The sequence below is a fragment of the Arenibacter antarcticus genome, from assembly GCF_041320605.1.
Classification (GTDB): domain Bacteria; phylum Bacteroidota; class Bacteroidia; order Flavobacteriales; family Flavobacteriaceae; genus Arenibacter; species Arenibacter antarcticus.
In genome coordinates this window covers 3,200,829-3,223,284 of the sequence record NZ_CP166679.1, presented here as the reverse complement: position 1 = coordinate 3,223,284, position 22,456 = coordinate 3,200,829, and the positions used below count along the sequence as shown (strand labels likewise).

Genomic DNA, 22,456 nt, shown 5'->3' with positions numbered 1-22,456 from the left:
GCGATATGGAAAAGGGATGGTTAGATCAATTATCGGAAAAACAAACAGCCCGCAAACCGCTATGCAACCTAGAGCTCTTTAAAAAAGTTTTTTTTAAGTCGGCAGTAGAGTTTTACGCCCTTATGGAGCTCCATTTCGAGGTAGACGCTACCAATAAGAACTTCTTAGGGCATTTCTGTAAGTATTGGAACGGTGATCCCAAATTCGAAGTTCTGGATAACATATCGCTTAGAAAAGGATTGTTGGTCTTTGGATCCTACGGAACAGGCAAGACATCGAGCTTTAAGATCATCCAGAACATGTCCAAACAATATCGGATACCTGAATTGTGGTTTCCCATCATCGGGGCACAAGAGGTGGTTGCGAAATACAATGCCGTAAGAAACAAGGACGAGGTAATTGATTATTATTCCAAGGGGACATTTCTCTTCGATGACCTGGGAACTGAAACCGTGGGAAACAATGTGTACCAGTACGGAAAGGAGGAAATATTTGTCCGGATCCTATTGAACCGTTATCGCAACTTTGAAAGTTTGGGCACAAAGACACATGTAACAACCAACCTGAGTTTTGCCCAGATAGAAAACCGGTACGGAACACAAATTTCGGATCGGTTTATCAGAATGTTCAACCAGTTAAAATTGGACGGTCCTAGTCGAAGAAAATAGCTGGTCAAAGAAAAGGAATATTCAATTGGATCAATGTTTTGGTTCTAACAAAGGTATTCCAGACCGAGATGAAACAAAGAAGGGGGAATAGCAAGAGGGTAACGCGCTAAAGCGACGTTACTATGATATTTTGCTTCGCAAGGCCTTTGTTTATAGGGATTGGGTGAGTTTTTAATTTTTATAAGAATCCTGTTCAATGGGTCAAAACCATCGATAGCCCCTAAGAACATTGAAAAAATATGACCCAATGGATAATTTTTATACGATACGGTTTAGACGGAATACCGCCCAACGGTTCAAACGTTTTTCCAAAAAAGTGTCCAACTCCTATTCGGAGTCGATGGAGATGGTCATTAACTTTTTTGAATGGCACGGATTTTTACCATCGGAAAAATTTGAAAAGAGTATTAGCAAGGAAATCCTAAAGAATAGGAGACGAACGGAAGCGGTAATAGCCATTATCCGTGAGATCGAAAAAAATCAGACCAAGCCCACAAAATCAATGCTCGAACTTCTCTTTGAACATTCGCACCAAAAGAAGCCGGAACAAGCACCCTTGCTGATCGGGAGTCATGATCATGACCCGGAAATGGATGTGTTTTATAAAAAGGTAGATCAAGCCTTGATCCTGGAGCGGGAGAACACCAATCTTAAGCGTGGCCTAAAACAAAATAGGGCAGAATTAAAAGCCCTGCTAAACAAGGTGCAATTGGATATAGACCCTAAAGATTTTGAAAAGCTTAAAATTAAGATAGAAAAATAAGTGCACTAGGATAACGCTATTGGATGATATCGAAAAATAAATCCAGTCCCTGCGGAAGTTGAAAAATCGCTGGATTTTTAAACCTCCTCAGGACCACTCATAAAAGCATGGAGCGTAGAAAAAACGCCCAAGCCATTATCCTTGCCAGCGCACAGTTAATTACCATGGACATAAAGAGATATTGTCCCAAATAAACGTAAGCAAATGCGCCCTGCTCGATTTTTGCTTTACCCTTATCTTCCCGAACGCTATAAAAATCGAACAGGATCCAGGCGCAAAGTTCTTGGGTAAGATTTGGGGGGTTAATTTATCCTACCACATGCTACTTACATTTATTCTTTTTTCAATAGCACTTTGATTCTACCTCTCCTTTAAACGCACCATCAAATTCTGCATATCCTCTCCTATCTTCTTTTCGAGTACCCTTGCGTAAATTTGGGTGGTAGACAGTTTGGAATGCCCCAAAAGTTTAGAAACCGTTTCAAGGGGTACTCCATTGGATAGTGTAATTGCAGTGGCAAAGGTGTGCCGTGCAACATGAAATGTCAAGTTTTTTCGAATACCACAGGCCTTGGCAATATCTTTCAAAGTCCGATTGATCATATGATTACTATAAATAGGTAGCAGTTGACCATTGGCCTTAATGTCAGGAATCTCCTTATACTTTTCTATAATTTTCTTTGCTATTGGCAGCAAGGGGATTTTTAAAGGTTCATCGGTCTTCTCCCTTTTGGTAAATAACCAGTCTCCCCCATCACGACCAATGACCAAATGATTTGTCTTCAGTTCCTTTACATCAATATAGGAGAGCCCCGTATAACAGGCAAAAACAAAAAGGTCCTTGATCATCTCATAGCTAGGCTCCTTAAAAGTGGTTTCTTGGATTAGTTTTATCTCCCGTTCTGTTAGAAAATGGCGTTCTGTTTTATTAAATTTAAGTTTAAAGTTGATGAATGGATCCTTGTCCAACCATTCCAATCGTACCCCCAGCCTCGACATCTTTTTCAATCGCTCCATATGCTTCATGGCTCCGTTATTAGCACAGCCCATGCGTGTAGCAGGTTTATATTCCCGTACATACTGCTCAAAATCCACAATAAAACGATAATTCAATTTTTTAAGCGGAATGTCTTCCATCCGATATTCGTCCTCAAGGAATTTTTTTATACACCGCTCCGTACTATAATAATTTTTCATGGTCCCCGGCTTTAGGGAAGTATGCATAGTGGAGTTATGATAGGTAATCAAATCGAGCAAGGTTTTTCCCTCCTCCTCCTCTTCCCCATAATACCTGGCCTTTACCAAGGCAGAAGAAATAACCTTGCCTTCATCTAAAAGTTGACGATGCGCCTCATATAATCCGGCGAAAATCTGATCTAAATAATTGTTCAGTGACAGCACATATTTAGAAAATCCCTTCCCTCTTTTCCGGTTATTATCCCATAAACTGGCTTTTAAATCCCGATTTAAACTGTATTCACACCGTGTTCCACCTACTGTTACACGTGCATATAATTTTAATTTATCGCTTTCTCTATTGTGTTTTCTAGTGAAGAACAAAACATATAATCTACTGTTTTCCAACATGATAGGTAGCTTTAGATTAGTGAAATTAGAAAGTAAAAACACGCAGTAAATACCCTCAGAAGCTACTTCAAGATACGACATTTAGGAGGTATAAAAAATCCCGTATTCAACACGTTTCGGTAGTTTTTAGGTGGTTTCATGTGATTTCTCATGATACCCCTGAAAACGCAAAAAGCTGCTAATCAGTCGATTAACAGCTTAATGCAATTACATGAAAATGTAAAGTCGGGATGACAGGATTTGAACCTGCGACCCCACGCCCCCCAGGCGTGTACGCTACCGGGCTGCGCTACATCCCGAAAATCCGACTGCAAAAATAACAAAGTTCAATGATAATTACCAGAGAATCTGAGGAAAAATTAAGCTTTCTATTGTAACCGACTCAATTTCAACACAAACAATTAAAATAAACCTTGAATATCTTCTCTATTAAAGGCTTATCAGATTCTCTTAAAATCCTAAAATAACCCCTCCTAACCGCCAATTGAATAAAAATACCCAGTTTAAACAATAAACAGAAAATCAAAATTGAAAGGTATTATTTCCCCCTACTATCCTTTTTTATCTTGAAACACACAAGGTTAAGGCAGTCAGGAACAACGAATTAGACTAAATCATAAAGACACCATACAAACTACGGACCTAGCCGCTACCCTATTTATGGGCAAATCAGATTCTAAAGGATTACGACTTGGACAGTGACATAGAAATCAAGGCCCTTTACGGACGAGTTTATTTACGAAACAAATTTTTTGAGAATATAACTGGAAATGAATCCCTTAACCCCATTTTGAATAAACCCATAGAAATTGAGGATGGGATACATAATATTTAAGTTTTCTAAATGAAAGGAGAACCGAATGTCTTGAGATCGAGCATCGATTGAGGAAATTCGAGTATATCTGTCTAACCGGTATCTATATTGCTTCAGAAAAACTAGACAAATACAAAGAGCGATTTAACCATTGGAAATAGGTGTATAATGCTGACGATAGGGATGAAGACCTTATAGTTAGTATAAGCAGTTGAAAAGAATACGGATGGGAATAATGCCTTTAAGGATATGGGGTACTGGTCCAATTGAGATCTATGTGGCTATCTTCATTTATTTCTAATGAGGACGTAATGCGTGAATAAAGAGAAAATATTAGCCTACATTCAACCAATAGACCTCTAGCAGAATCCCAGTTCTAATATGTCCGACTTTGATTGGGACGGTGACCTAGATTTCATTTACCTAAGAGAAAATATCGGGATTTGTCACGAAGTGTCGAGCTTGTCTCTTTATCGCCCACAACTCCCGATATATCCTTTTAGTACTTACATTCTAATTTTTAAACGCTTTTCTATTTTTCGTTTTATAACCGTCAACCGCTTCATAATATCCATTATTCTAGCGTCCTTTTCTTTCTTGTAAATCTCATTTAATCCCAAAATCAATTCTTTAGCCTCTCGAGACAAGGCCACACGATCGCTTGTAGAAAGGGATCTCATTTTTCTTTGTTCAAACTCTAGTGCTCTATCAATTAATTCCATACTATCACAATTTAAATAATTCAGTAATCTTTTATTTTTTGTTTAATTCCATTTGTCGATAAAAAAACTCCATAGGAAGCCAAAATCTATATAACTTGTTCAACTCATTGAATCTCCTTGGCAGTTTATCAATATTTCTAAATTGGAACTCATTATCCCTATTTACCTAAGAATGTAGGAAATACATTTCCTAAAACCCCCAAATTTACAATTGGTTTTGCATCTCTATGTAGTAATTAATTATAATTTAACATAATATCCTATCAATCTAAGTTAAAAATAACTTATATGTCAACTTTTAGGAATTTCAAAAGCCCTCTATTTTAATTAGCTGCCGTTTTAAGATGCCAATCGTTCTATCATCCCTTTAAAAATAAATCCGTGGAATGGTAATACACTATACCAATAGAATCTACCAGCCAAACCCCTTGGTCTAAAAGTTGCGGTCTGTTTTAGAATATTATCTTCAATTTTAAATTCGAGCCAGGCCTCTCCTGGTAATTTCATTTCGGCATATAAAAGCAATTTCCTTTGCGCTCTATCAGCAAAAATAACCCGCCAAAAATCCAAGGCATCTCCTACTTCCAAATCGGTTTCACTTGTTCTTCCTCTACGTAGGCCAATTCCACCCACAAGTTTATCTATATACCCACGAATTTTCCATAAAAAAGTACCATAATACCAGCCTGTAGACCCTCCTATAGCCCATATTTTATCGGTTGTTTTCAGCACATCGGATACTTTTCGTTCTTTATAATCAGTAAAGCAGCCATATTTTGGGACGTTTACATATTTATGGGAATGACCTTTTAATCGGCCACTGCTCACAAATGAATCTTTCCAACTAGAAATAATACTATTCTGTTCTATTTTTTCAAAAGCTAAGGCAACGGCCTCCTTATAAGTCATTGGTGCTACCTTTAATAGTTCATTGATATTACTAGGGCTTCCAACAATCTGTACCCCCATACTATCAACCAAATTAGAAGCCAATTTGTAAGAAGTAGAGGTTACAAAATACAACCAGTAAGAGGACAGCTTGGGGGTCATCACTGGAACCGTTAGTATATAGCGTTTTAATTTCCTCACCTCCGCAAACTGTAATAACATTTGCTTATAGGTTAATATCTCGGGACCAAAAATATCATAGGTCTCATTAAATAATTGCTTATTACCGACAGCTTTGGATAAAAAAGACAAGACATCCCTAACTGCCAAGGGTTGGGTTTTGGTATTCAACCATTTTGGCGCAATCATTACCGGTAATTTTTCTACCAAATCCCTAATAATTTCAAAGGATGAGCTTCCGGAACCCACAATTATTCCAGCTTTAAAAATAGTAAGACCGTAGTGGGGAGAGCTTAAGGAATCCTCAACATTTTTTCTAGACCGAAGGTGTTTGGAAAGCTGTTTTTCGTTGGTAATTCCGCTTAAATACACCACCTGTTTCACCTGTGTACCTTCAATTCTCGCTTTAAAATTAAGTGCACATTCTTCCTCAAGCTTTTCAAAATCACTGGAGGCATTGGACATGGAATGGATTAAATAATAGGCAACCTCAATATCATTGGGAATATTGCTAAGCGTTTCCGGTTTAAGAAAATCAGATTCAATAACCTCAACATGCTCCTCGTCACGAAAACTACTCACACCTCGCAGTTTATCCCGAACTGCACAAACCACATGATGCCCATCCTGCACCAATAACGGAATTAATCGTTTTCCAATATAACCTGTTGCACCTGTAACGAGTATTTTCATGTAAATTTCACTATTCCCTTTATTTAGATATGCTGATGGGCCATTATTACAAGATGAGATAATCTAAAAATCCTGTATACTGGCCCAATACAAGTTCTTGGCGAAATAATAGAAATTAAATATATACAAACCTTAAAGAAACCCATGGCAAAATCACCATTTTTGTTAACCCATACACTCTTTTTTGTAACGCAATTGATTTACACCCAACACTTTCACCTACTTTTATTGTTTTTTGTTTAAAATAGAAAAATGTATATTGTTCTAAAAACGAATCCACCATATACCACAATTAAAGTCATTTTCACAAAAACAAGATTCCTATAATTCCACAATTGGTATTGTCCCTTAGTTTTAAATTTCCCTGCGAACAAGTATTAAAAAGCAAGTACTTGTAGAATTTTATTTCTGAAGGGGTCACAGTGGTAGCTGTTAAAAGTTACCGCTATAAACTTAATAAAGCGCTGCCACACCCCCAGATACGTTAGCAAAATCATAAAGTTTTAAGGATTACCCGTATAAGTAACAAATGTTGCAATTAGGATCTATTGTTTTCGCTATTTTTGATTCTTCAATGAAAATAAACCAATACATATCTGTTTTTCTCCTGATGCTGTTCCTGACAAAATTTCTTGTTGTGGATGCTAAAATGCTTTCCATGATAGCGGAAAATGACCAGGTAGTATACGTGAATCCATTTTGCGAAAAAAATAAACATTTAAATTTCGATTCAGCTGAGTTGATTATAGCCTCATCAATATCCGAAGTCATATATTTGGTGGCCCCATGTGTTACCGCTTTTCAATTTAAGACTTCCCATTGGGCACCAGTAGTATATGAGCCACTCTCTACCGTATTAAATTTTGGTATACCTTTAATTGAAGGTCTTTATCATGGCCAAAATTACCCTCCTCCAAGAGTTGCCTAAAAACATACATTAAATTTCTGGAATCATATTTAGAAATATCCCTATTGGCCATTGATCACAAAATCTATCAAACAATACGGTACACAACTCTATTTTATCACTTTTATTAAAAACTAAATGAAACATAAGATTGAAGTCGATTATCGCTCTATTCAGCTATTGCGAATAACTGTAAGCGGAATATTTTTAATCGCTGGCCTCAACCACCTACTACAGACTGATAAGGTGGTAAACCGAATAGCCTTAGCGAGCTCTAAAAACTTCGCCTATTTTTTTGGCGACCCTACCCTATTGGTCCTATTGTCAGGAATAGTAATGATTCTTGCAGGTGCTGTCTTCCTTATCGGTTACAAGACCAAATGGGCGGCAATACTACTTATTGCCATTCTAATTCCCATTACAATAACGGTTCAAATTGGTCAGACCAGTACTTTAGGCCCCTTATTTAAGAACATAACCATTTTTGGTGGCTTGCTTTTTTTTATTCTTAACGACACCAATAAATTCAATAAAAAAATAAAATTATGAAGATAAAATCCCTGTTGATACTTGTCTGTTTATTTCTAATACTACCCTTGCAAGTAAAGGGCCAGCACAAATTGCCTAATACAAATTATACGGCATTGATAAAAAATAGCAAATCCCTAACGGGCGCGTTAGAAACCGCAGAGGAGCTAATGATCGCTGACCCACAAAATTTCGGAGAATTTCAGATCGTTTTCTGTGGTAAATCTATCCACGAAATTACCGAGGCCAACATCATGGACCCCATTTTAAAACGCATTGGATCTAAGCCCATAAAAGTGATTGCCTGTGGATTTTCTCTTAACAAATTTAAAGTAGACCGCACTAAAATTCCTCAGGAAATCACTACCGTAGAAAACGGAATCTTACATCAGTTCCAACTTTTAAAGAAAGGCTATTTAAACCTAGACCTATAAATTTATTAATCCATAATTATCTAATGTCTCGCATAAAATTGCACGCGAATAAAAAACAAAAACAAATGAAAGCAACATTCTTAAAAACATCATTAATAGTCCTTACCTTAATTTTTAGTGGCACTGTAAACGCTCAAGAAAACAAAGCGAATGACTATGCTGTATTGACTACGAAAATTCAACAATTAAAGCCCATTACCCTTGCTGCTGCCTCCTTGCTAAAGGAAGATGGGAATTTATTCGGGAGTTTCGAAACTATTATCTACGGCAAAGAGGTAGTATCCTTAACTGATAAAAAGTTGATGAAATCCTATTTAATGGAGGCCAAGAAGGCAAATGTTACCCTAGTGGTCTGTAAAATGGCACTGGATCATTATAATGTATCTGTAAAGGATATCCCAAAAGAGTTTAAAGTTGTTCCCAACGCTTTCACCTATTATTTACAACTTCAGAAAAAAGGAGTTATGGGATTAAGCCTTTAATTGAAGTAATACATTACTAAAAGCGCATAATAGCTAAATAAGAAAACATGAACAAAAAAATTAAAAAGGAAATATTGCAATGGGTCGGAATAATTGCAGTGGGTCTTATTCTATATACTACAGGGCTACATACTGAAGTTATTGGATTTGCACAACGCGGAATTTTAGCTACGGGAATAATGAATCCTAATGTGGATAAAAAGGATTTAGCCTCGAACGATACGTCCTACCCGAGTGCAGATTTCGGTTTAAATTTGGTGAATAGCAAAGGAGAATCCTTATCCTTGGAGAAATTTCGAGGAAAAGCCATATTTATCAATGTATGGGCCACTTGGTGTCCGCCATGTATTGCAGAGATGCCCAATATAAATGAATTGTATAATGAGCTTAAGGATGACAATGTTGAGTTTATCATGTTATCTGTTGACGATAGTTTTGAAAAAGCAAAATCCTTTAGCGAAAGGAAAGGATACGATTTTGAAATTTATACGCCAAATGGCCCTCTTCCTCAAATGTACCACTCCAACAGTATCCCCACCACTTATATAATTGATGCCAAGGGAAATTTGGTGTTGACCCATAAAGGAATGGGTAATTATAGCACGAAAAAGTTCACAGAGTTTATGCGCGATTTACAGTAAGCTCGAATTAAAATTAATACGGGAAGTTTGTAAAAAGCTTCCCGTACTAATTTCAACATTATACTTGAATTTGTTTCAACTATTACCGCTCGCAGTTTACCCTAAAAAGGGGAACAACCTTATTTAATGTTTAATGGAATAGGCGCCTTTAATCGCCCTTTTTTTGGAGAGCAATTGTTTCTGATAAAAAGTAATCCGAATACCAAATAACAAAAAGAAACCTCCAACAATCATTTGCAAGGATATGGATTCCTCTAAAAATAACCATGCCAATAGGGATGCAATGACTGCTTGTCCCAATAGACTTACAGAAACCCTAGTTGCCCGCATATATTTGGTGGCATAACTAATTAGCAACCATGCTAAAAGCTGGCAGACTACTCCTTGCACCACCAATACCAACCATCCAGCATTGGAAAAACCTCCAAAAGGTTCCCCAATAAGGTAGCTTAAAACTCCTAATCCAACAGCAGATGACACTACGCTGATGGTTAAAAAAGTGACTACATCCACTTCATTTAAAATCTTTTTACTCAATAACATATAAACAGCGTATAGCATCCCCGATAAAATGGCCAAACAAAAGGCCAGGTCAAAGTCCAAATTAATAAAGGTATTTAGTCCAACCAACAGAATCATTCCGATAATAGCCACAACAGTTCCGATCCAAAAATTGGAAGTTGGCTTGTCCTTTAAAAAGAAAAATGCCCCAATCCCAACCCAAACAGGGGATAAATTGGTAAGGAGTGTTGCTTGTGTAGCTGTAGATTCTTGAATTGCAACGTTCCAAACTGCAACATCGGCCCCAAAAATAACTCCACATAAAATAGCAGAGAACAACAGCTTTTTGGAAGGCATATTAAACTTTTTGGAGATAAGCACATAAGGTACTATGAGCGAAGAAGCTATTGCCATTCTATAAAACGCAGAAATCACCCCTGGGGTAAGGTTCAATTTTACTAAAATGGGGAAAATGGAAATACAGATCACCCCTATCGCCAATGCAATCCTCGCTTTGTTCATCTCTTACTAATAATTGTTTTTATTCGGGCAAAACCTCGGTCTTAAAGAAAACCCTCCGAATCACTATCACATAACATCTGGGCCTTATCGACTCCATTCTATAACATCTACAATATCGACTAAAAAATAATTGACAAAATTAGCGCAATTAGTAGTATCTATATATGCAATTATTTGTTAAATATTCTCCATTTCTTACCAACTTAAATTATTAGATTTCGCTAAAAATAATATTGATTATTAGTTGTTATGGAAGCTAAGCATTTTCTAATTCAAATTTTCTGCTTACCAAAGAAGTGTAAACCATACCAAATCGGTGTACATGAACTCATCCCATATTTTTAGGTTCCACCACTCCCCTATTTGCCAACTTTGATGCAATAACACTTAGTATCAAAATTTGAAGGGCATGGTATAGCATTAACGGCAACAAGATTACTCCCATAGACGTCATATGCCCAAATAAAATTTTAGAAAAAACAGTGCCGTGTACCAAGGATTTTTTGGTGCCACAGAATTGAGCGGCAATTTGATCTTCCTTATTAAATCCAAGTTTTATAGCAGCAAAACCAGTAAGGAAATATACAATAATGAACAATACCAGTACCGCTAGAGAAATAAGCAATAAATCCAATACAGTTACCGATCCAAAAACATTATCCTCAAACGATGCTGCAAAACTTTTATAGATGATTAGCAAAATAATGGCTTTATCAAATAAAGTGAGCTTGCTATTATATTTTTGGGCCCAGTGTCCCCAAAATCGCTGTAAAAAAAGCCCAATAACAACCGGTAGAATGATCTGAAGAATAAGTTTGGCATATATTTCGGTGAAATCAAAATCTACTTGGGTGTCTTGTATAAAAAGCCCCATCCAAAACGGAGTAAGGACTATGCCAATGATTCCGGAAATACTGGCATTAAAAATTGCAGCAGGAACATTTCCCTTGGCCATGGAAACCATTACTACAGAAGATGAAACGGTTGACGGTAAGGCCGCTAAAAAAAAGAATGCCAGCCACAATAATTCTTGCTCCTCAGTTTGCAACATGGGTCTAAAAACCAATACCAATAACGGAAAAAGCAAAAAAGTAGAAACATGTACCAGCACGTGCAACTTCCAATTCTTTAACCCCGCCTTTAATTTATCTGGACTCAATTTTAATCCATAAAAAAAGAAAATCAGGGAGATACCGATATTACTTATGGTATCTATGGGAATTTTACTTTCTTGCGCGCCCCATTGTGGAAAAAAATAGGCAATCCCAACCACCGCCATAATGGACAGGACAAACTTATCGATCTTAATTTTCATGTGTAAATGCCAGTGTTTCTAATGGATATTCCAATTTCACCTTTCAAACCCATCCAAGTGTCGTTAATTTTTAACCTCCATATTTTAAGGGACGATAAAAACCATGGAATTTTTAGGTTACCAATAGTTATCTTTTAAGCTGTCAAAGTTAATAGAAAACAACATAGTAAAATCAATAGTTAGCAAAGGGATGATGTTTCCCTCAAAAATTCGGAACTAATTATTCCTACCCCATACTCTCGATTATACTCCCACTAATGTCCATCCCTATAAAATAAGTAGCCTCCTAATATTTTTTAAAACCCTAGCAAATCCGTAATTTCATCGCGTTATATTCTGAATAAGAAAGCACTGATTAATGGATTTTGTGAAGTATAAAATCGATCTCTGCCCAAATATTAAATAAATACAAATTTCAATTTTATGAATATTATAACATGGAACGTTAACGGTATTAGGGCCGCGGTTAAAAAGGATTTTTTTGAGTCGATTTCTAACCTCGACCCAGACATTCTCTGTTTACAAGAAACCAAAGCTCAGGACCAAGAGGTAGCGGAGGCATTATTACCACTGACTAACTATCAGATAAATATTAATTCTGGGGTAAAAAAAGGATATTCGGGAACAGCATTACTATCCAAGACAACATCTATTAACACGACCCAAGATATGGGTATTGAGGAACACGATATGGAAGGAAGGGTTCAATGTGCAGAATATCCCGATTTCTATGTGGTGAATGTATATGTACCCAATTCAGGGCAAAAATTGGACCGATTGGATTATCGTAAACAGTGGGATGCCGATTTCCTGGCCTATTTAAAGAATTTAGAAAAGACCAAACCGGTAATTGCCTGTGGGGATTTTAATGTGGCCCATAAACCCATCGATTTAAAGAATGACAAGGCTAACTACAACAAAACAGCTGGATATACTCAAGTTGAAATAGACGGTATGGACAATTTCCTAAATTCTGGGTTTCTGGATTCTTTTCGTCTCTTACATCCCGATACGGTTGCCTACACCTATTGGAGTTATAGATTTAAAGCTAGGGAACGAAATACCGGATGGCGAATAGATTACTTTTTGGTAAGCAAGTCTTTAAAAGAAAAAATTAAATCGGTGAAAATATATGGTGAAATATTGGGGTCCGACCATTGTCCAGTAGGTTTGGAGATTGATCTTTAATTAAATACATTGGCCCCATAACAAAATATGGGACCATTTAGAAACTATTCAGAAATAGGTTTTATGTCGTTATTGTTATTCCTTGGCATAGGTAAAGATCATTTTTTTGAATTCCTTGAAATCCATTGTAAACAGATGAATTTGTTCGCGTAAATCCGTGTGTTTTTCAACATATTCTCCCGTAGTGATTCCTTTTTCACCCTTAACCAATCTTGACAAATGTTTTTCATGAGCCATAATATCCTCGGCCAAATAATGAAAAAGAGCATTGTGAACCTTATCTAAATATAGGAGCATTTGTGTTTTTTCAGAATCTTTTCGCTCCTTTTTATCCAATAGATCTGCGAAAAACCTCGACTCGTCATTCCAAAAAGCAATAATATTTAGCCATTCCTTACTTTCTTGGTGAAGGATATCCAAACCTCCCCCAAATATGGAATTGGTCATCTCGTTAACTTCTGTACTTGACATAGAAACTGTATTAAAAGATTAGAATTCTTAATATATCAATATAATTAAAAACTGGGAAAGACACCTTTAACTTAGGAAGCGCATTGCCTTAATATATTCCCCTCCCTTAAATTTAGTGATTAATTTAAAGTAGCCGACTTTAATAGTATAAACTCGCTGATGTTGACTCTATCAATGGCTCCAATAAGTTTTTTTTCTTCAACGACAGGGTAAAAGCCTATTTTCTCCCTACCAATCTGTTCCAACACTTCGGTCATGCTTGTAGAAGCATCCACAGTTTTAAAGCTTTTCTGCATTATTTCCTTCACCAACATAGAGGGGGTATTGGCATATTTAATAATATCTTTATAAGCAACAATTCCCACGATTTCTCCTTTATCCACCACTACAAAGTCCTTTTCCGTACCTGCCAATAAGATATCTACCACTTCCTGTACACAGTTTACCGGACTTAACAAAGTAATGTTGGTAAGGGTGGCTTCCTTTACCAAGTGGTCCTTTAATAAGTAGATTTGTTTCACCATTTGATTCTCCGCATATGCCCCAAAGAAAATAAAGAGCGCAATCAATATTAAGAACGGATTGTAGAAAAGTCCAAGTACAAAAAACATCACAGCAAGGCCCTGACCAATGCCCGAAGCAATTCTAGTAGCCTCCACACGTCCCAATTTATAGGACAACAAAGCCCTTAATACTCGACCGCCATCCATCGGAAACGCGGGAATTAGATTAAAGAACGCCAACATTATATTAGCTATAAAAAGATAAAATAGAAAGTTTTGAAGTGAAGGCTTATAGAGCAATTCCTCTAAAACCGTGGCATTAAGGCTAAAATAATGATTAAGCGGAATTACAAGCGCCAATAAGAAGGCTATAACTATATTTACCGCTGGCCCAGCAAGCGCTACTAGTAATTCTTGCCCCGGTTTTTCGGGCATTTTCTCCAAACTAGCTACACCGCCTATAGGCAATAACAAAATTTTCCTGGTTTTGATATTAAATTTTTTAGCAGTGAGTGCATGACCCAATTCATGGAGTACCACACACCCAAACAAGACCACGATCAGAGCCTCATTAAGGAATATCCTTCCGATATCGGCACCGGCTTGAATCTCGATAAAGGCCACCCATACCAATAAAAGGGTAAATGTCCAATGTACCTCGATTTTAATACCGGAAACAGTTCCTAATTTTAAAGTACCCTTCATCACAAATCACTTTTCCACGAAGATATTTTGAAAGAACATAATTAGCAATGATCTTTGTCATATTTGGTAACGGACCATTTTAAAATCAAAAGGACTCAGGCACAGCACTCTACAACCAATATCACAAAACACCACGCAACCTTAATCCCAGAGCTTTGTTGCCTACCAAGGGCACCTGAATAATATATTTCCGTTCCATTTTTGAAATTAGTCATTTTTTGCAACCCATAGTTGGCATAAGAAACGATTTATATGACAAAAATCATTTTAAAATTTATATTTTTGGCTTATGCAATTCTTTCTCCCTAACAGCAGTATTTTTAATTTGATATCGGAAGGGATTTCCGAGGGTATTATCGTCGTAAATAAAGAGCAGGTTATTGTTGCGGCCAATTCCGCAACAGAAGAAATGTTCTTATATAAAAAGGATCACCTTATAGGGCAATCCTTGGATTTATTAATTCCCCGCAGGTATCATAAAGGCCATGACCAACATGTCACCGAATTTGCACGTCAAAGTAAAAAGCGTCAAATGGGCCGCGGACGGGATCTACATGGTATTCGTAAAAACGGGCAGGAGTTCCCAGTAGAGGTAGGTCTTAATCCGTTTGAAATGAACGGAGAAACCTTCGTCATGGCCCTAATCATAGATATTACCGAACGAAAAATAAAAGAAAAAGAATTAAGTCATTGGTTCCGAATATTTGATGAATCCTTAAACGAAATATATGTTTTCAATGCCCAGTCATTTAATTTTATCAATGTAAACAAAGAGGCACAGCGCAATTTGGGGTATTCCTTAGAGGAATTACAAACCATGACTCCGATTGATATAAAACCGGAGATGGATCGAACCGAATTTTTACAATTGATTGATCCCATACTGTTAGACAAAAACTCGAAGATTAAATTTGAGACCACCCACCAGAGAAAGAATAGAACCATTTACCCTGTAGAAGTAAATCTTCAATTATCCGCAAAGGGTGAAACTGAGGTTTTTGTAGCCATAATCCTTGATATCACAGAACAGAAAAGTTATACAGAAAAACTAGAAAAGAAAGTAGATGAGCGCACCAAACAGCTAACTGAAGCATTAGCCAAAGAAAAAGAACTAAATGAACTAAAAACCAGGTTTCTATCCTTGGTTTCCCACGAATTTAAAACACCTTTGAGCAGTATTCTTACGTCTATCACTTTATTAGGCAAATACACGCAGACAGAACAACAGGAAAAACGGGACAAGCATGTAACCACTATCCGAAATAAAGTAAAATACCTGGATGCAATTCTCAATGACTTCCTTTCCGTGGAAAGATTGGAGTCGGGTAATGAAAATTATAAGTTAGAAACTTTTCCGTTGAGCAAAGTAGTCAACGAAGTGGTATATGACGCCAATATGCTACTTAAAACAGGTCAAAAAATAAATTACCCCGAAGACATTGATGATCTTATTGTCCAATTTGACCCAAAAACCCTAGAATTGGCCTTGTCCAATTTGGTGAACAATGCCATTAAATATTCTCCTGAAAATACGAGCATAGACCTAAAGATCAAGAAGGTAGACAACAATATAGTCATCAATATCATGGATAAGGGTATTGGAATTCCAAAGGAGGAACAAAAGCACATTTTTAATCGTTATTTCAGGGCAGAAAATGCACTATTAACCCAAGGTACTGGGATTGGGCTTAATATAGCTAAACAACATTTAGAAAATTTAGGAGCAAGTCTCGAATTCTCTAGTGAAGAAAACAAGGGATCCAACTTTACCGTAACTATCCCAAAAACACCTATTACCACTATCCAATGAAAAGAATCTTACTAATTGAAGACGACAATGCGCTTCGTGAAAATACCGAAGAATTATTAACACTAGCTGACTATTCCGTCATTACGGCATGTAACGGAAGAATAGGAATCGCAAAGGCCAAGGAGCAACTTCCGGATATTGTTGTTTGTGATATAATGATGCCAGAAATTGACGGGTACGGGGTGTTACAAGAACTATCTTCCGATGAAAATACCAAACAAATTCCTTTTATCTTTCTATCGGCAAAAACCGAAATCAAAGAAATACGCAAAGGGATGGCCATGGGTGCTGATGACTATTTAACAAAACCCTTTGAGGAAGAAGACCTAATTAGCGCCATAGAGAGCAGATTGGCCAAGGTATCACTATTGCAGCGTTCTTCTGAAGTTGGGGTCCTGGCTAAAGATGAGAATAAACCTGAGATACAAACCTTGCCCCAACTTAGAGCCTATTTTCTGGAAAATGGAATATCTGGAACCTCTCTTCCCGGCGAAATTATATATGAAGAGGGAGATAGATCTAATTTTATTTACCTTATCGTAGACGGTGTTGTAAAGTGCCATAGCATGGATCAAGATGGCAAGGAACTAATTACCTCACTATATAGGTCTGATGACTTTTTAGGCATTACTTCGTTTTCAGAGAACGTTTCCTACTTGGAATCGGCAACTGCTATGGAAACAGTAAAAATGATAAGCATATCTAAAAAAGATCTTAAAGCCATCTTGGAAAACAATATGGATATGTCCTTGCAATTTGTAGAACTATTGACTGGAAACATTACCGAAATAAAGGCACAACTGCTACAAATGGCTTATAGTTCCGTGCGAAAAAAAACGGCTCAAACCCTGCTTCAGTTTGCAGAAATAATGGATAAAAATACTGGTGATCCCATTAAAATATCCAGGAACGACCTAGCAAGTGTGGCGGGTATCGCAACTGAAAGCCTAATACGAACACTTTCTGGTTTTAAAAAAGAAGGTCTCATTGCTATTGAAGGACGTAATATTCGAATCAAGGAATTAAAAGCATTACAATTCATTAATTAATTGGGCGGCACTTTTGTAAGGAATTACGCGATATGATGAATATCATAATTCAGGAATCTCCGTATGTATACTTTTATCGCGAAGTATACTTTCAATGAAAAATATTCTAATACCTACAGACTTCTCGGAAAACTCATGGAACGCCTTAAACTATACTATAGAGTTGTTTAAACACGAGACAGTCAATTTCTATTTGCTACATATAGGAGATATTAATCAAACCGATGTAGTTGGAAATTCTTTTGAATTAACCAATAACAAAATTAAAATCGCTACTATTAAGTTAAAACTTAATGGGCTAATGAATCGTATTGATAATTTGCCTAAACGCCAAAAACATCACTTTTTTGCCATGCAAGAGTATGGGAATTTCATTTCCAATATCAGAAAAATAGTAGCAAAAAAAAAAATAGACCTTATTGCCGTTGGTACAAAAGGAGCTTCTGGTCTAAAAACTTCCATTGTAGGCAGTAATACAGGGGAAATCATTACTAAAATAGTATGCAATATATTGGCGGTTCCAGAGAAAGCAAGCATTTGCGTTCCTAAGCACCTAGTATTCCCCACGGATTACAATATTTTCTTCTCCCATCCCATTTTAGAATCCATTACAGGGGTTCTCCAGCTATCCAAATCCAAATTACAAGTACTAAATGTTGTTAGAAACAACGTTAATCTCACCCCTGACCAAGAGTATAATAAGAATTATTTTAAGGAATATTTGGAGGAAACCTTTGAAAATGCATATAGTTTCCATAACACAGCGGACAGCAATATTAAAACTGGCATACAGAAATTTGTCACCGCCAACAAAGCGGATATGGTGGTCATGGTCGCTAAAAATCTAAATTTCCTTCAAAACCTCCTCTTTCATTCTACCATAAAGCAAGTAAGCCTACACACTACCGTTCCCCTATTGATCCTACATGAGAAATAGGATTTAAAATGGTTATAGGTGCTGACGATGGGATATCTTCAGAAGTTAAGTATAGAACGCCTATAAAGTATTTAAACCAATATGGGAATCCTATTACCCCGCACGGCAGATAATAAAAGGATCCTAAAATAACTAATCCCCTAGACTATAAAATGACAGATCCCCATAAAAATTAATTTATGAGGATCTGTATGTATTTACAAATGCTTGTAACCTTAAAGTTACTTAGGCATTCAATAGGTCCTTTAACTCTTTAGCCGCTTTAGCAGGATCTGCCGCTCCGTATATAGCTGCTCCTGCAACTGCTACTATGGCACCAGATTGCTTTACTGCAGTAATACTACCACTATTAACTCCACCAGCAATAGATACTGGTACACCAGCTCTTGCAGCATCATCAATCAATACTTGTATTGAATATCCTTCTTCTGCTTGTTCATCCAAACCTGAATGTAATTCAACAAACTCGGCACCTAATGCGATTGCTTCTTGGGCACGTTTTACTTTGTCTTTTACACCAATTGTATCTACAACAACACCTTTACCATGTTCTTTTGCAGCTTTTACCGCTCCAATAATGGTTGAATCACCTGAAGTTCCCAAAATGGTAACATAATCAGCACCTGCTCCAAAAGCCATATTAGCCTCTAATTCCCCTGCATCAGCAGTTTTAAAATCGGCTAGAACCAATTTATCTGGGAAGGCATCTTTCATCTTTCTAATTCCAGCTAAACCTTCACTTTTAATAAGTGGGGTCCCCAATTCAATAATGTCTATATAAGGAGCCACTTTTGTTGCCAATGCAATTGCATCCTCTATTTTTAAAAAATCGATTGCTACTTGTAATTTTACCATAATATTTATATTTAAATTGTTCTATTTTAATTACTCTTTTGTTATTGATTATTCCATATTGGCATGTCGCTTCCATAATTCTGAAGCTGTACTGCCATCCAATTCCCAAAGGGCTTGTATCAGAGCATCAAAGCTCAATAAAAGCGATTGCTCAAAAAGACTCCCAGCATATTGCTTAGAAACATCTTCGTCTCGTGCCTCTTTTTGTGCTGCAGGTATGGTAACCGTATAATCTGCCAAGGTTGCCAATGGTGAAGCCATACTTGTTGTAAAACAAATGACGCTTGCTCCGATTTTCTTAGCCGATTCTGCAGCCCTTACAATTCCACCGGTTGTACCAGATCCTGATCCTGCTATTAACAAATCACCCTCGATGATAGCTGGAGTTGTAGTTTCACCTACCACATAAACCTTATACCCTAAATGCATTAAACGCATGGCCGAAGCTTTCATCATGAGACCGGTACGTCCTGCACCCATTAAAAAAATAGTATTGGCCTTGTTTATTGCTGGTATCAAAGCAGCAATTTCATTGGATTTAATACTAGCCATCAACTTATGATGCTCATTCATAATGGTTTGCATTGCTGTTGCTACTAATCGCGTCCCCTCTGTTGCTTCAATTGTAAATGTGTTTTCCATAACTTTTTAATTTGAAATCTTTATGACAATCAAACTACGATGCAAAGATACAGCAAGCATCCCCTTCTCTAATTACACAATTTGATAGTTGTGTAGTACAATTTGCCCATTTCTCCAAAAGTGCTGGTATTATTTCCTATTTTTGTGGTACATTTTGGAAACCATCTCTTTTTTAGTCGACTTAAGACCTAAAAAATGACTTCTGTTTTTCAGTTAAAAAACGGTTCTTATGCTTAGTGATAAGGTTTTATATATTAAAAATTTAGGCAATTGTCCACCTGCTTATTTAAATGATCCTGCTAGAAGGGATTTTTATGAAATTGTTTGGTTACGGAACGAGGATGCTCTTCATGTGCCTCAACACGATTTTCAAACCTTAAAAGGAGATTGGATATACTTGATACCTCCCTATCGGGTTCATCAATTAAACAAAGCAGGTAAAAACGGAGTTCTTATTTCCTTTAAACAAGATTTATTGGAAGGAGACTTAAAGGAATTTTTATTAGATGTCTTTAGAATGTTTAATGTCCAAGGAGAGTTCTCATGTATGCAAGTAAATGAAGAGACCTCCAAAGGACTGGAAGATGTATATCAGTTATTGGAAGAGGAATACAATAAGGAGACCATCAATTTAATTATGCTAAAAGCGCTCTTAAAAGTATTTTTATTGAAATTGATACAGTTAAAGGAACAACATTTCACTTTACAGGATATCAATGAAAAGCGAGTATATGAGTTTATGCTGTTACTTGAGGACAATTATCAGGAAAAACGAAATGCTGACTTTTATGCAGAACTACTAGGTATTAGTGCCAAGCGCTTAAACCAAATACTGAAGGATAAATTAGATAAAACAGCTGTTCAAATAATTCATGATCGATTAATACAAGAAGCTAAAAGACAAATTATACATAGCGAAAACACTATTAAAGAAATAGCTTATAACTTAGGGTTTAATGACCACTCTTATTTTAGTCGGTTTTTTAAAACCCATTCCGATCAAACCCCACAAGAATTTCAAAACAACGTGAAAAAGCATGTAATTTCACATGACAACACCTTATATAGTTAAGCTAATTTTATTTAGAGGATTATTTTTTGGTTTGCAAACTTCATAAACACACGGTTAAAACAAAAAATTCGATCACAATTGTGATCGGATTTTTTGTTTTAGGGCTAGTCACCCTTAAAGCCAGTTGACCTTCTACACCTTCAGCCAGCGCAATATCTAGGCTAGACCTGACTATGGAAACGGCAAAAATTTATTTCATAGCCCTATAGCTAAATGTCGGACCGTACAGGATCGCATAAATCTATATCATTTCTAATATTGAGGTATTTAATAGACACAAGGGATACTCATTAAAAAAGCGGAACATAAAATCATACTAAGAAGGAGAAAGCGTATAGCAAAATCACCTTGTTGCAAATTATCACACAATTAAGATGAAAATTGTATTCTTTCTTACAACAGACCTTAAATATTTTAACTATTCGTTAGTTTTGAGGCTTTTTAATAATTTTTAACCAAACGATTAACCAAAATGAAAATAGGTATATTAAAAGAAACTTTGGATGGTGAAAGACGGGTTGCCATTACACCAAACATTGCTAAACAATTAATTGCCTCAGGATTTGAAATTCTTGTGGAGGAAGGTGCGGGTGAGTACTCTTCCTTTAAAGATTCGGATTATACCAATGTTGAGGTAGCTGTAGAAAAGAGAGGAGTCGTTTTCCATGAAGCCGATATACTACTAAAAATCAACCCATTTGACGAGGAAGATTTAAAGTTGGTAGATAAAGGGCAGATTTTAATCAGCAAATTGTACCATAAGTCGAACCCCGAACTTATCCAGGCCATTGCCAATAAAGGCGTCACGGCTTTTTCCATGGATGCCATTCCAAGGATTTCCAGGGCTCAGGATATGGATGTGTTGAGTTCGCAAAACAATCTTGCGGGTTATAAAGCCGTGATTTTGGGAGCCTTTGAAATGACCAAGATCTTCCCTTTAATGATGACATCAGCAGGAACCATAGCCCCCGCAAGAGTATTGATCTACGGTATTGGAGTTGCTGGTTTGCAAGCTATTGCAACTGCCAAGCGCCTAGGGGCTGTAGTAGAAGCCACGGACATAAGATCCGAAACCAAGGAGCAAGCAGAATCCCTTGGGGCAAAATTTATCTCGGTAGACAATGAGGGCGAGGAATCAGAAGGAGGTTATGCCAAGGAAGCCTCAACAGACTACCTGAAAAGACAAAAAGAAGCGGTAAACAAATCCTTGTTCCAAGCAGACTTAGTCATTACCACAGCTAATATTCCCGGTAGAAAAGCACCAATTTTAATTACAGAAGAACAGGTATTGCAAATGAAAAATGGTGCAGTAATCATAGATCTGGCAGCTGCTCAGGGAGGAAACTGTGAAGTTAGTCAGATAAATAAGACCATTGTCAAAAATGGAGTAAAGGTGATTGGCACCAGTATTGATCCACGAAGCGTTTCCACAAATGCCAGTGATTTATATGCGAAAAATATCTACAACTATATTAAACATTTAACCGAAGGGACCAATTTTAAATGGGATTTGGATGAAGAAATTACGGATGAGACCCTGATCGTTCAAAATGGAACTATTAGAAAAAATTAAAATAAA

Annotated in this window: 22 protein-coding genes and 1 tRNA gene; 13 read left to right on the top strand and 10 right to left on the bottom strand. The window is 36.8% G+C overall.

Going from position 1 to position 22,456, the window contains the following annotated elements; genetic code table 11:
• Nucleotides 1–5: 5 nt before the first annotated feature.
• Both KCTC52924_RS13360 and KCTC52924_RS13355 read left to right on the top strand, forming a co-directional pair.
• The gene (locus KCTC52924_RS13360; RefSeq protein WP_251806563.1) at nucleotides 6–668 is read left to right on the top strand and encodes a hypothetical protein; all 663 of its coding nucleotides are present in this window, start codon (nucleotides 6–8) and stop codon (nucleotides 666–668) included.
• 247 nt (nucleotides 669–915) lie between these two features.
• On the top strand, nucleotides 916–1,431 hold the full coding sequence (locus KCTC52924_RS13355; protein WP_251806562.1) for a BfmA/BtgA family mobilization protein: 516 nt from the start codon (nucleotides 916–918) through the stop codon (nucleotides 1,429–1,431).
• 360 nt (nucleotides 1,432–1,791) lie between these two features.
• Here the strand turns inward: KCTC52924_RS13355 and KCTC52924_RS13350 are convergent, their stop codons facing one another.
• The 4 genes from KCTC52924_RS13350 to KCTC52924_RS13335 form a co-directional block, all read right to left on the bottom strand.
• Entirely contained in the window at nucleotides 1,792–3,099 is a 1,308-nt protein-coding gene (locus tag KCTC52924_RS13350) for a site-specific integrase (RefSeq protein ID WP_251806561.1), read from the bottom strand.
• Between the two features lie 144 nt (nucleotides 3,100–3,243).
• Nucleotides 3,244–3,317 (bottom strand) — tRNA-Pro (locus KCTC52924_RS13345).
• A 1,021-nt stretch (nucleotides 3,318–4,338) separates the two neighbouring features.
• Nucleotides 4,339–4,554 carry a hypothetical protein gene (locus tag KCTC52924_RS13340; protein ID WP_251806560.1) on the bottom strand — a complete coding sequence of 72 codons (216 nt, stop codon included), beginning with the start codon at nucleotides 4,552–4,554 and terminating at the stop codon, nucleotides 4,339–4,341.
• Nucleotides 4,555–4,893: 339 nt separating this feature from the next.
• Complete coding sequence (locus KCTC52924_RS13335) at nucleotides 4,894–6,315, bottom strand: SDR family oxidoreductase (RefSeq protein ID WP_251806559.1); 1,422 nt, start codon at nucleotides 6,313–6,315, stop codon at nucleotides 4,894–4,896.
• Nucleotides 6,316–6,844: 529 nt separating this feature from the next.
• Here KCTC52924_RS13335 and KCTC52924_RS13330 point away from each other — a divergent pair.
• The 5 genes from KCTC52924_RS13330 (at nucleotide 6,845) to KCTC52924_RS13310 (ending at nucleotide 9,307) form a co-directional block, all read left to right on the top strand.
• On the top strand, nucleotides 6,845–7,243 hold the full coding sequence (locus KCTC52924_RS13330; protein WP_251806558.1) for a hypothetical protein: 399 nt from the start codon (nucleotides 6,845–6,847) through the stop codon (nucleotides 7,241–7,243).
• A gap of 117 nt (nucleotides 7,244–7,360) precedes the next feature.
• Nucleotides 7,361–7,771 carry a DoxX family membrane protein gene (locus KCTC52924_RS13325; protein WP_251806557.1) on the top strand — a complete coding sequence of 137 codons (411 nt, stop codon included), beginning with the start codon at nucleotides 7,361–7,363 and terminating at the stop codon, nucleotides 7,769–7,771.
• A complete protein-coding gene (locus KCTC52924_RS13320) occupies nucleotides 7,768–8,184 on the top strand; it encodes a sulfur reduction protein DsrE (RefSeq protein ID WP_251806556.1) in 417 nt (138 codons plus the stop codon). Before KCTC52924_RS13325 ends, KCTC52924_RS13320 begins: the two co-directional genes overlap by 4 nt.
• 65 nt (nucleotides 8,185–8,249) lie before the next feature.
• Nucleotides 8,250–8,666: a sulfur reduction protein DsrE gene (locus KCTC52924_RS13315; RefSeq protein ID WP_251806555.1), complete on the top strand. Its 417-nt coding sequence runs from the start codon at nucleotides 8,250–8,252 to the stop codon at nucleotides 8,664–8,666.
• A 47-nt stretch (nucleotides 8,667–8,713) separates the two neighbouring features.
• Complete coding sequence (locus tag KCTC52924_RS13310) at nucleotides 8,714–9,307, top strand: TlpA disulfide reductase family protein (protein ID WP_251806554.1); 594 nt, start codon at nucleotides 8,714–8,716, stop codon at nucleotides 9,305–9,307.
• A 123-nt stretch (nucleotides 9,308–9,430) separates the two neighbouring features.
• Here KCTC52924_RS13310 and KCTC52924_RS13305 read toward each other — a convergent pair whose 3' ends face one another.
• Nucleotides 9,431–10,330, bottom strand: coding sequence for a DMT family transporter (locus KCTC52924_RS13305; protein ID WP_251806553.1), 900 nt, complete (start codon nucleotides 10,328–10,330; stop codon nucleotides 9,431–9,433).
• 328 nt (nucleotides 10,331–10,658) lie between these two features.
• Nucleotides 10,659–11,645 (bottom strand): bile acid:sodium symporter family protein, encoded by a 987-nt coding sequence (locus KCTC52924_RS13300; RefSeq protein WP_251806552.1) that lies wholly within the window; start codon nucleotides 11,643–11,645, stop codon nucleotides 10,659–10,661.
• 423 nt (nucleotides 11,646–12,068) lie between these two features.
• Here KCTC52924_RS13300 and KCTC52924_RS13295 point away from each other — a divergent pair, with 423 nt between their 5' ends.
• Entirely contained in the window at nucleotides 12,069–12,833 is a 765-nt protein-coding gene (locus KCTC52924_RS13295; RefSeq protein WP_251806551.1) for an exodeoxyribonuclease III, read from the top strand.
• A gap of 75 nt (nucleotides 12,834–12,908) precedes the next feature.
• Here the strand turns inward: KCTC52924_RS13295 and KCTC52924_RS13290 are convergent, their stop codons facing one another.
• A complete protein-coding gene (locus KCTC52924_RS13290) occupies nucleotides 12,909–13,304 on the bottom strand; it encodes a hypothetical protein (protein WP_251806550.1) in 396 nt (131 codons plus the stop codon).
• 119 nt (nucleotides 13,305–13,423) lie between these two features.
• Nucleotides 13,424–14,512 carry a site-2 protease family protein gene (locus tag KCTC52924_RS13285; RefSeq protein ID WP_251806549.1) on the bottom strand — a complete coding sequence of 363 codons (1,089 nt, stop codon included), beginning with the start codon at nucleotides 14,510–14,512 and terminating at the stop codon, nucleotides 13,424–13,426.
• 289 nt (nucleotides 14,513–14,801) lie between these two features.
• Between KCTC52924_RS13285 and KCTC52924_RS13280 the strand changes: the two genes are divergently transcribed.
• From KCTC52924_RS13280 to KCTC52924_RS13270, 3 genes are all read left to right on the top strand, one after another.
• Complete coding sequence (locus tag KCTC52924_RS13280; protein ID WP_251806548.1) at nucleotides 14,802–16,322, top strand: PAS domain-containing sensor histidine kinase; 1,521 nt, start codon at nucleotides 14,802–14,804, stop codon at nucleotides 16,320–16,322.
• Nucleotides 16,319–17,371 (top strand): response regulator, encoded by a 1,053-nt coding sequence (locus tag KCTC52924_RS13275; protein WP_251806547.1) that lies wholly within the window; start codon nucleotides 16,319–16,321, stop codon nucleotides 17,369–17,371. Before KCTC52924_RS13280 ends, KCTC52924_RS13275 begins: the two co-directional genes overlap by 4 nt.
• 94 nt (nucleotides 17,372–17,465) lie before the next feature.
• Nucleotides 17,466–18,308: a universal stress protein gene (locus KCTC52924_RS13270; RefSeq protein ID WP_251806546.1), complete on the top strand. Its 843-nt coding sequence runs from the start codon at nucleotides 17,466–17,468 to the stop codon at nucleotides 18,306–18,308.
• Nucleotides 18,309–18,533: 225 nt separating this feature from the next.
• Here the strand turns inward: KCTC52924_RS13270 and hxlA are convergent, their stop codons facing one another.
• Nucleotides 18,534–19,163 carry a 3-hexulose-6-phosphate synthase gene (hxlA, locus tag KCTC52924_RS13265; RefSeq protein WP_251806545.1) on the bottom strand — a complete coding sequence of 210 codons (630 nt, stop codon included), beginning with the start codon at nucleotides 19,161–19,163 and terminating at the stop codon, nucleotides 18,534–18,536.
• A 48-nt stretch (nucleotides 19,164–19,211) separates the two neighbouring features.
• Entirely contained in the window at nucleotides 19,212–19,805 is a 594-nt protein-coding gene (hxlB, locus tag KCTC52924_RS13260) for a 6-phospho-3-hexuloisomerase (RefSeq protein WP_251806544.1), read from the bottom strand.
• Nucleotides 19,806–20,034: 229 nt separating this feature from the next.
• On the opposite strand from hxlB, the gene KCTC52924_RS13255 reads away from it, so the two are divergent.
• Complete coding sequence (locus KCTC52924_RS13255) at nucleotides 20,035–20,877, top strand: AraC family transcriptional regulator (RefSeq protein WP_251806543.1); 843 nt, start codon at nucleotides 20,035–20,037, stop codon at nucleotides 20,875–20,877.
• A 472-nt stretch (nucleotides 20,878–21,349) separates the two neighbouring features.
• The gene (locus tag KCTC52924_RS13250) at nucleotides 21,350–22,450 is read left to right on the top strand and encodes a Re/Si-specific NAD(P)(+) transhydrogenase subunit alpha (RefSeq protein WP_251806542.1); all 1,101 of its coding nucleotides are present in this window, start codon (nucleotides 21,350–21,352) and stop codon (nucleotides 22,448–22,450) included.
• Nucleotides 22,451–22,456 lie beyond the last annotated feature (6 nt).

Coding starts and splice junctions, on each gene's coding strand:
- KCTC52924_RS13360 (WP_251806563.1), top strand. CDS start 6: ATGGAAAAGGGATGGTTAGATCAATTATCGGAAAAACAAACAGCCCGC.
- KCTC52924_RS13355 (WP_251806562.1), top strand. CDS start 916: ATGGATAATTTTTATACGATACGGTTTAGACGGAATACCGCCCAACGG.
- KCTC52924_RS13350 (WP_251806561.1), bottom strand. CDS start 3,099: ATGTCGTATCTTGAAGTAGCTTCTGAGGGTATTTACTGCGTGTTTTTA.
- KCTC52924_RS13340 (WP_251806560.1), bottom strand. CDS start 4,554: ATGGAATTAATTGATAGAGCACTAGAGTTTGAACAAAGAAAAATGAGA.
- KCTC52924_RS13335 (WP_251806559.1), bottom strand. CDS start 6,315: ATGAAAATACTCGTTACAGGTGCAACAGGTTATATTGGAAAACGATTA.
- KCTC52924_RS13330 (WP_251806558.1), top strand. CDS start 6,845: ATGTTGCAATTAGGATCTATTGTTTTCGCTATTTTTGATTCTTCAATG.
- KCTC52924_RS13325 (WP_251806557.1), top strand. CDS start 7,361: ATGAAACATAAGATTGAAGTCGATTATCGCTCTATTCAGCTATTGCGA.
- KCTC52924_RS13320 (WP_251806556.1), top strand. CDS start 7,768: ATGAAGATAAAATCCCTGTTGATACTTGTCTGTTTATTTCTAATACTA.
- KCTC52924_RS13315 (WP_251806555.1), top strand. CDS start 8,250: ATGAAAGCAACATTCTTAAAAACATCATTAATAGTCCTTACCTTAATT.
- KCTC52924_RS13310 (WP_251806554.1), top strand. CDS start 8,714: ATGAACAAAAAAATTAAAAAGGAAATATTGCAATGGGTCGGAATAATT.
- KCTC52924_RS13305 (WP_251806553.1), bottom strand. CDS start 10,330: ATGAACAAAGCGAGGATTGCATTGGCGATAGGGGTGATCTGTATTTCC.
- KCTC52924_RS13300 (WP_251806552.1), bottom strand. CDS start 11,645: ATGAAAATTAAGATCGATAAGTTTGTCCTGTCCATTATGGCGGTGGTT.
- KCTC52924_RS13295 (WP_251806551.1), top strand. CDS start 12,069: ATGAATATTATAACATGGAACGTTAACGGTATTAGGGCCGCGGTTAAA.
- KCTC52924_RS13290 (WP_251806550.1), bottom strand. CDS start 13,304: ATGTCAAGTACAGAAGTTAACGAGATGACCAATTCCATATTTGGGGGA.
- KCTC52924_RS13285 (WP_251806549.1), bottom strand. CDS start 14,512: ATGAAGGGTACTTTAAAATTAGGAACTGTTTCCGGTATTAAAATCGAG.
- KCTC52924_RS13280 (WP_251806548.1), top strand. CDS start 14,802: ATGCAATTCTTTCTCCCTAACAGCAGTATTTTTAATTTGATATCGGAA.
- KCTC52924_RS13275 (WP_251806547.1), top strand. CDS start 16,319: ATGAAAAGAATCTTACTAATTGAAGACGACAATGCGCTTCGTGAAAAT.
- KCTC52924_RS13270 (WP_251806546.1), top strand. CDS start 17,466: ATGAAAAATATTCTAATACCTACAGACTTCTCGGAAAACTCATGGAAC.
- hxlA (WP_251806545.1), bottom strand. CDS start 19,163: ATGGTAAAATTACAAGTAGCAATCGATTTTTTAAAAATAGAGGATGCA.
- hxlB (WP_251806544.1), bottom strand. CDS start 19,805: ATGGAAAACACATTTACAATTGAAGCAACAGAGGGGACGCGATTAGTA.
- KCTC52924_RS13255 (WP_251806543.1), top strand. CDS start 20,035: ATGCTTAGTGATAAGGTTTTATATATTAAAAATTTAGGCAATTGTCCA.
- KCTC52924_RS13250 (WP_251806542.1), top strand. CDS start 21,350: ATGAAAATAGGTATATTAAAAGAAACTTTGGATGGTGAAAGACGGGTT.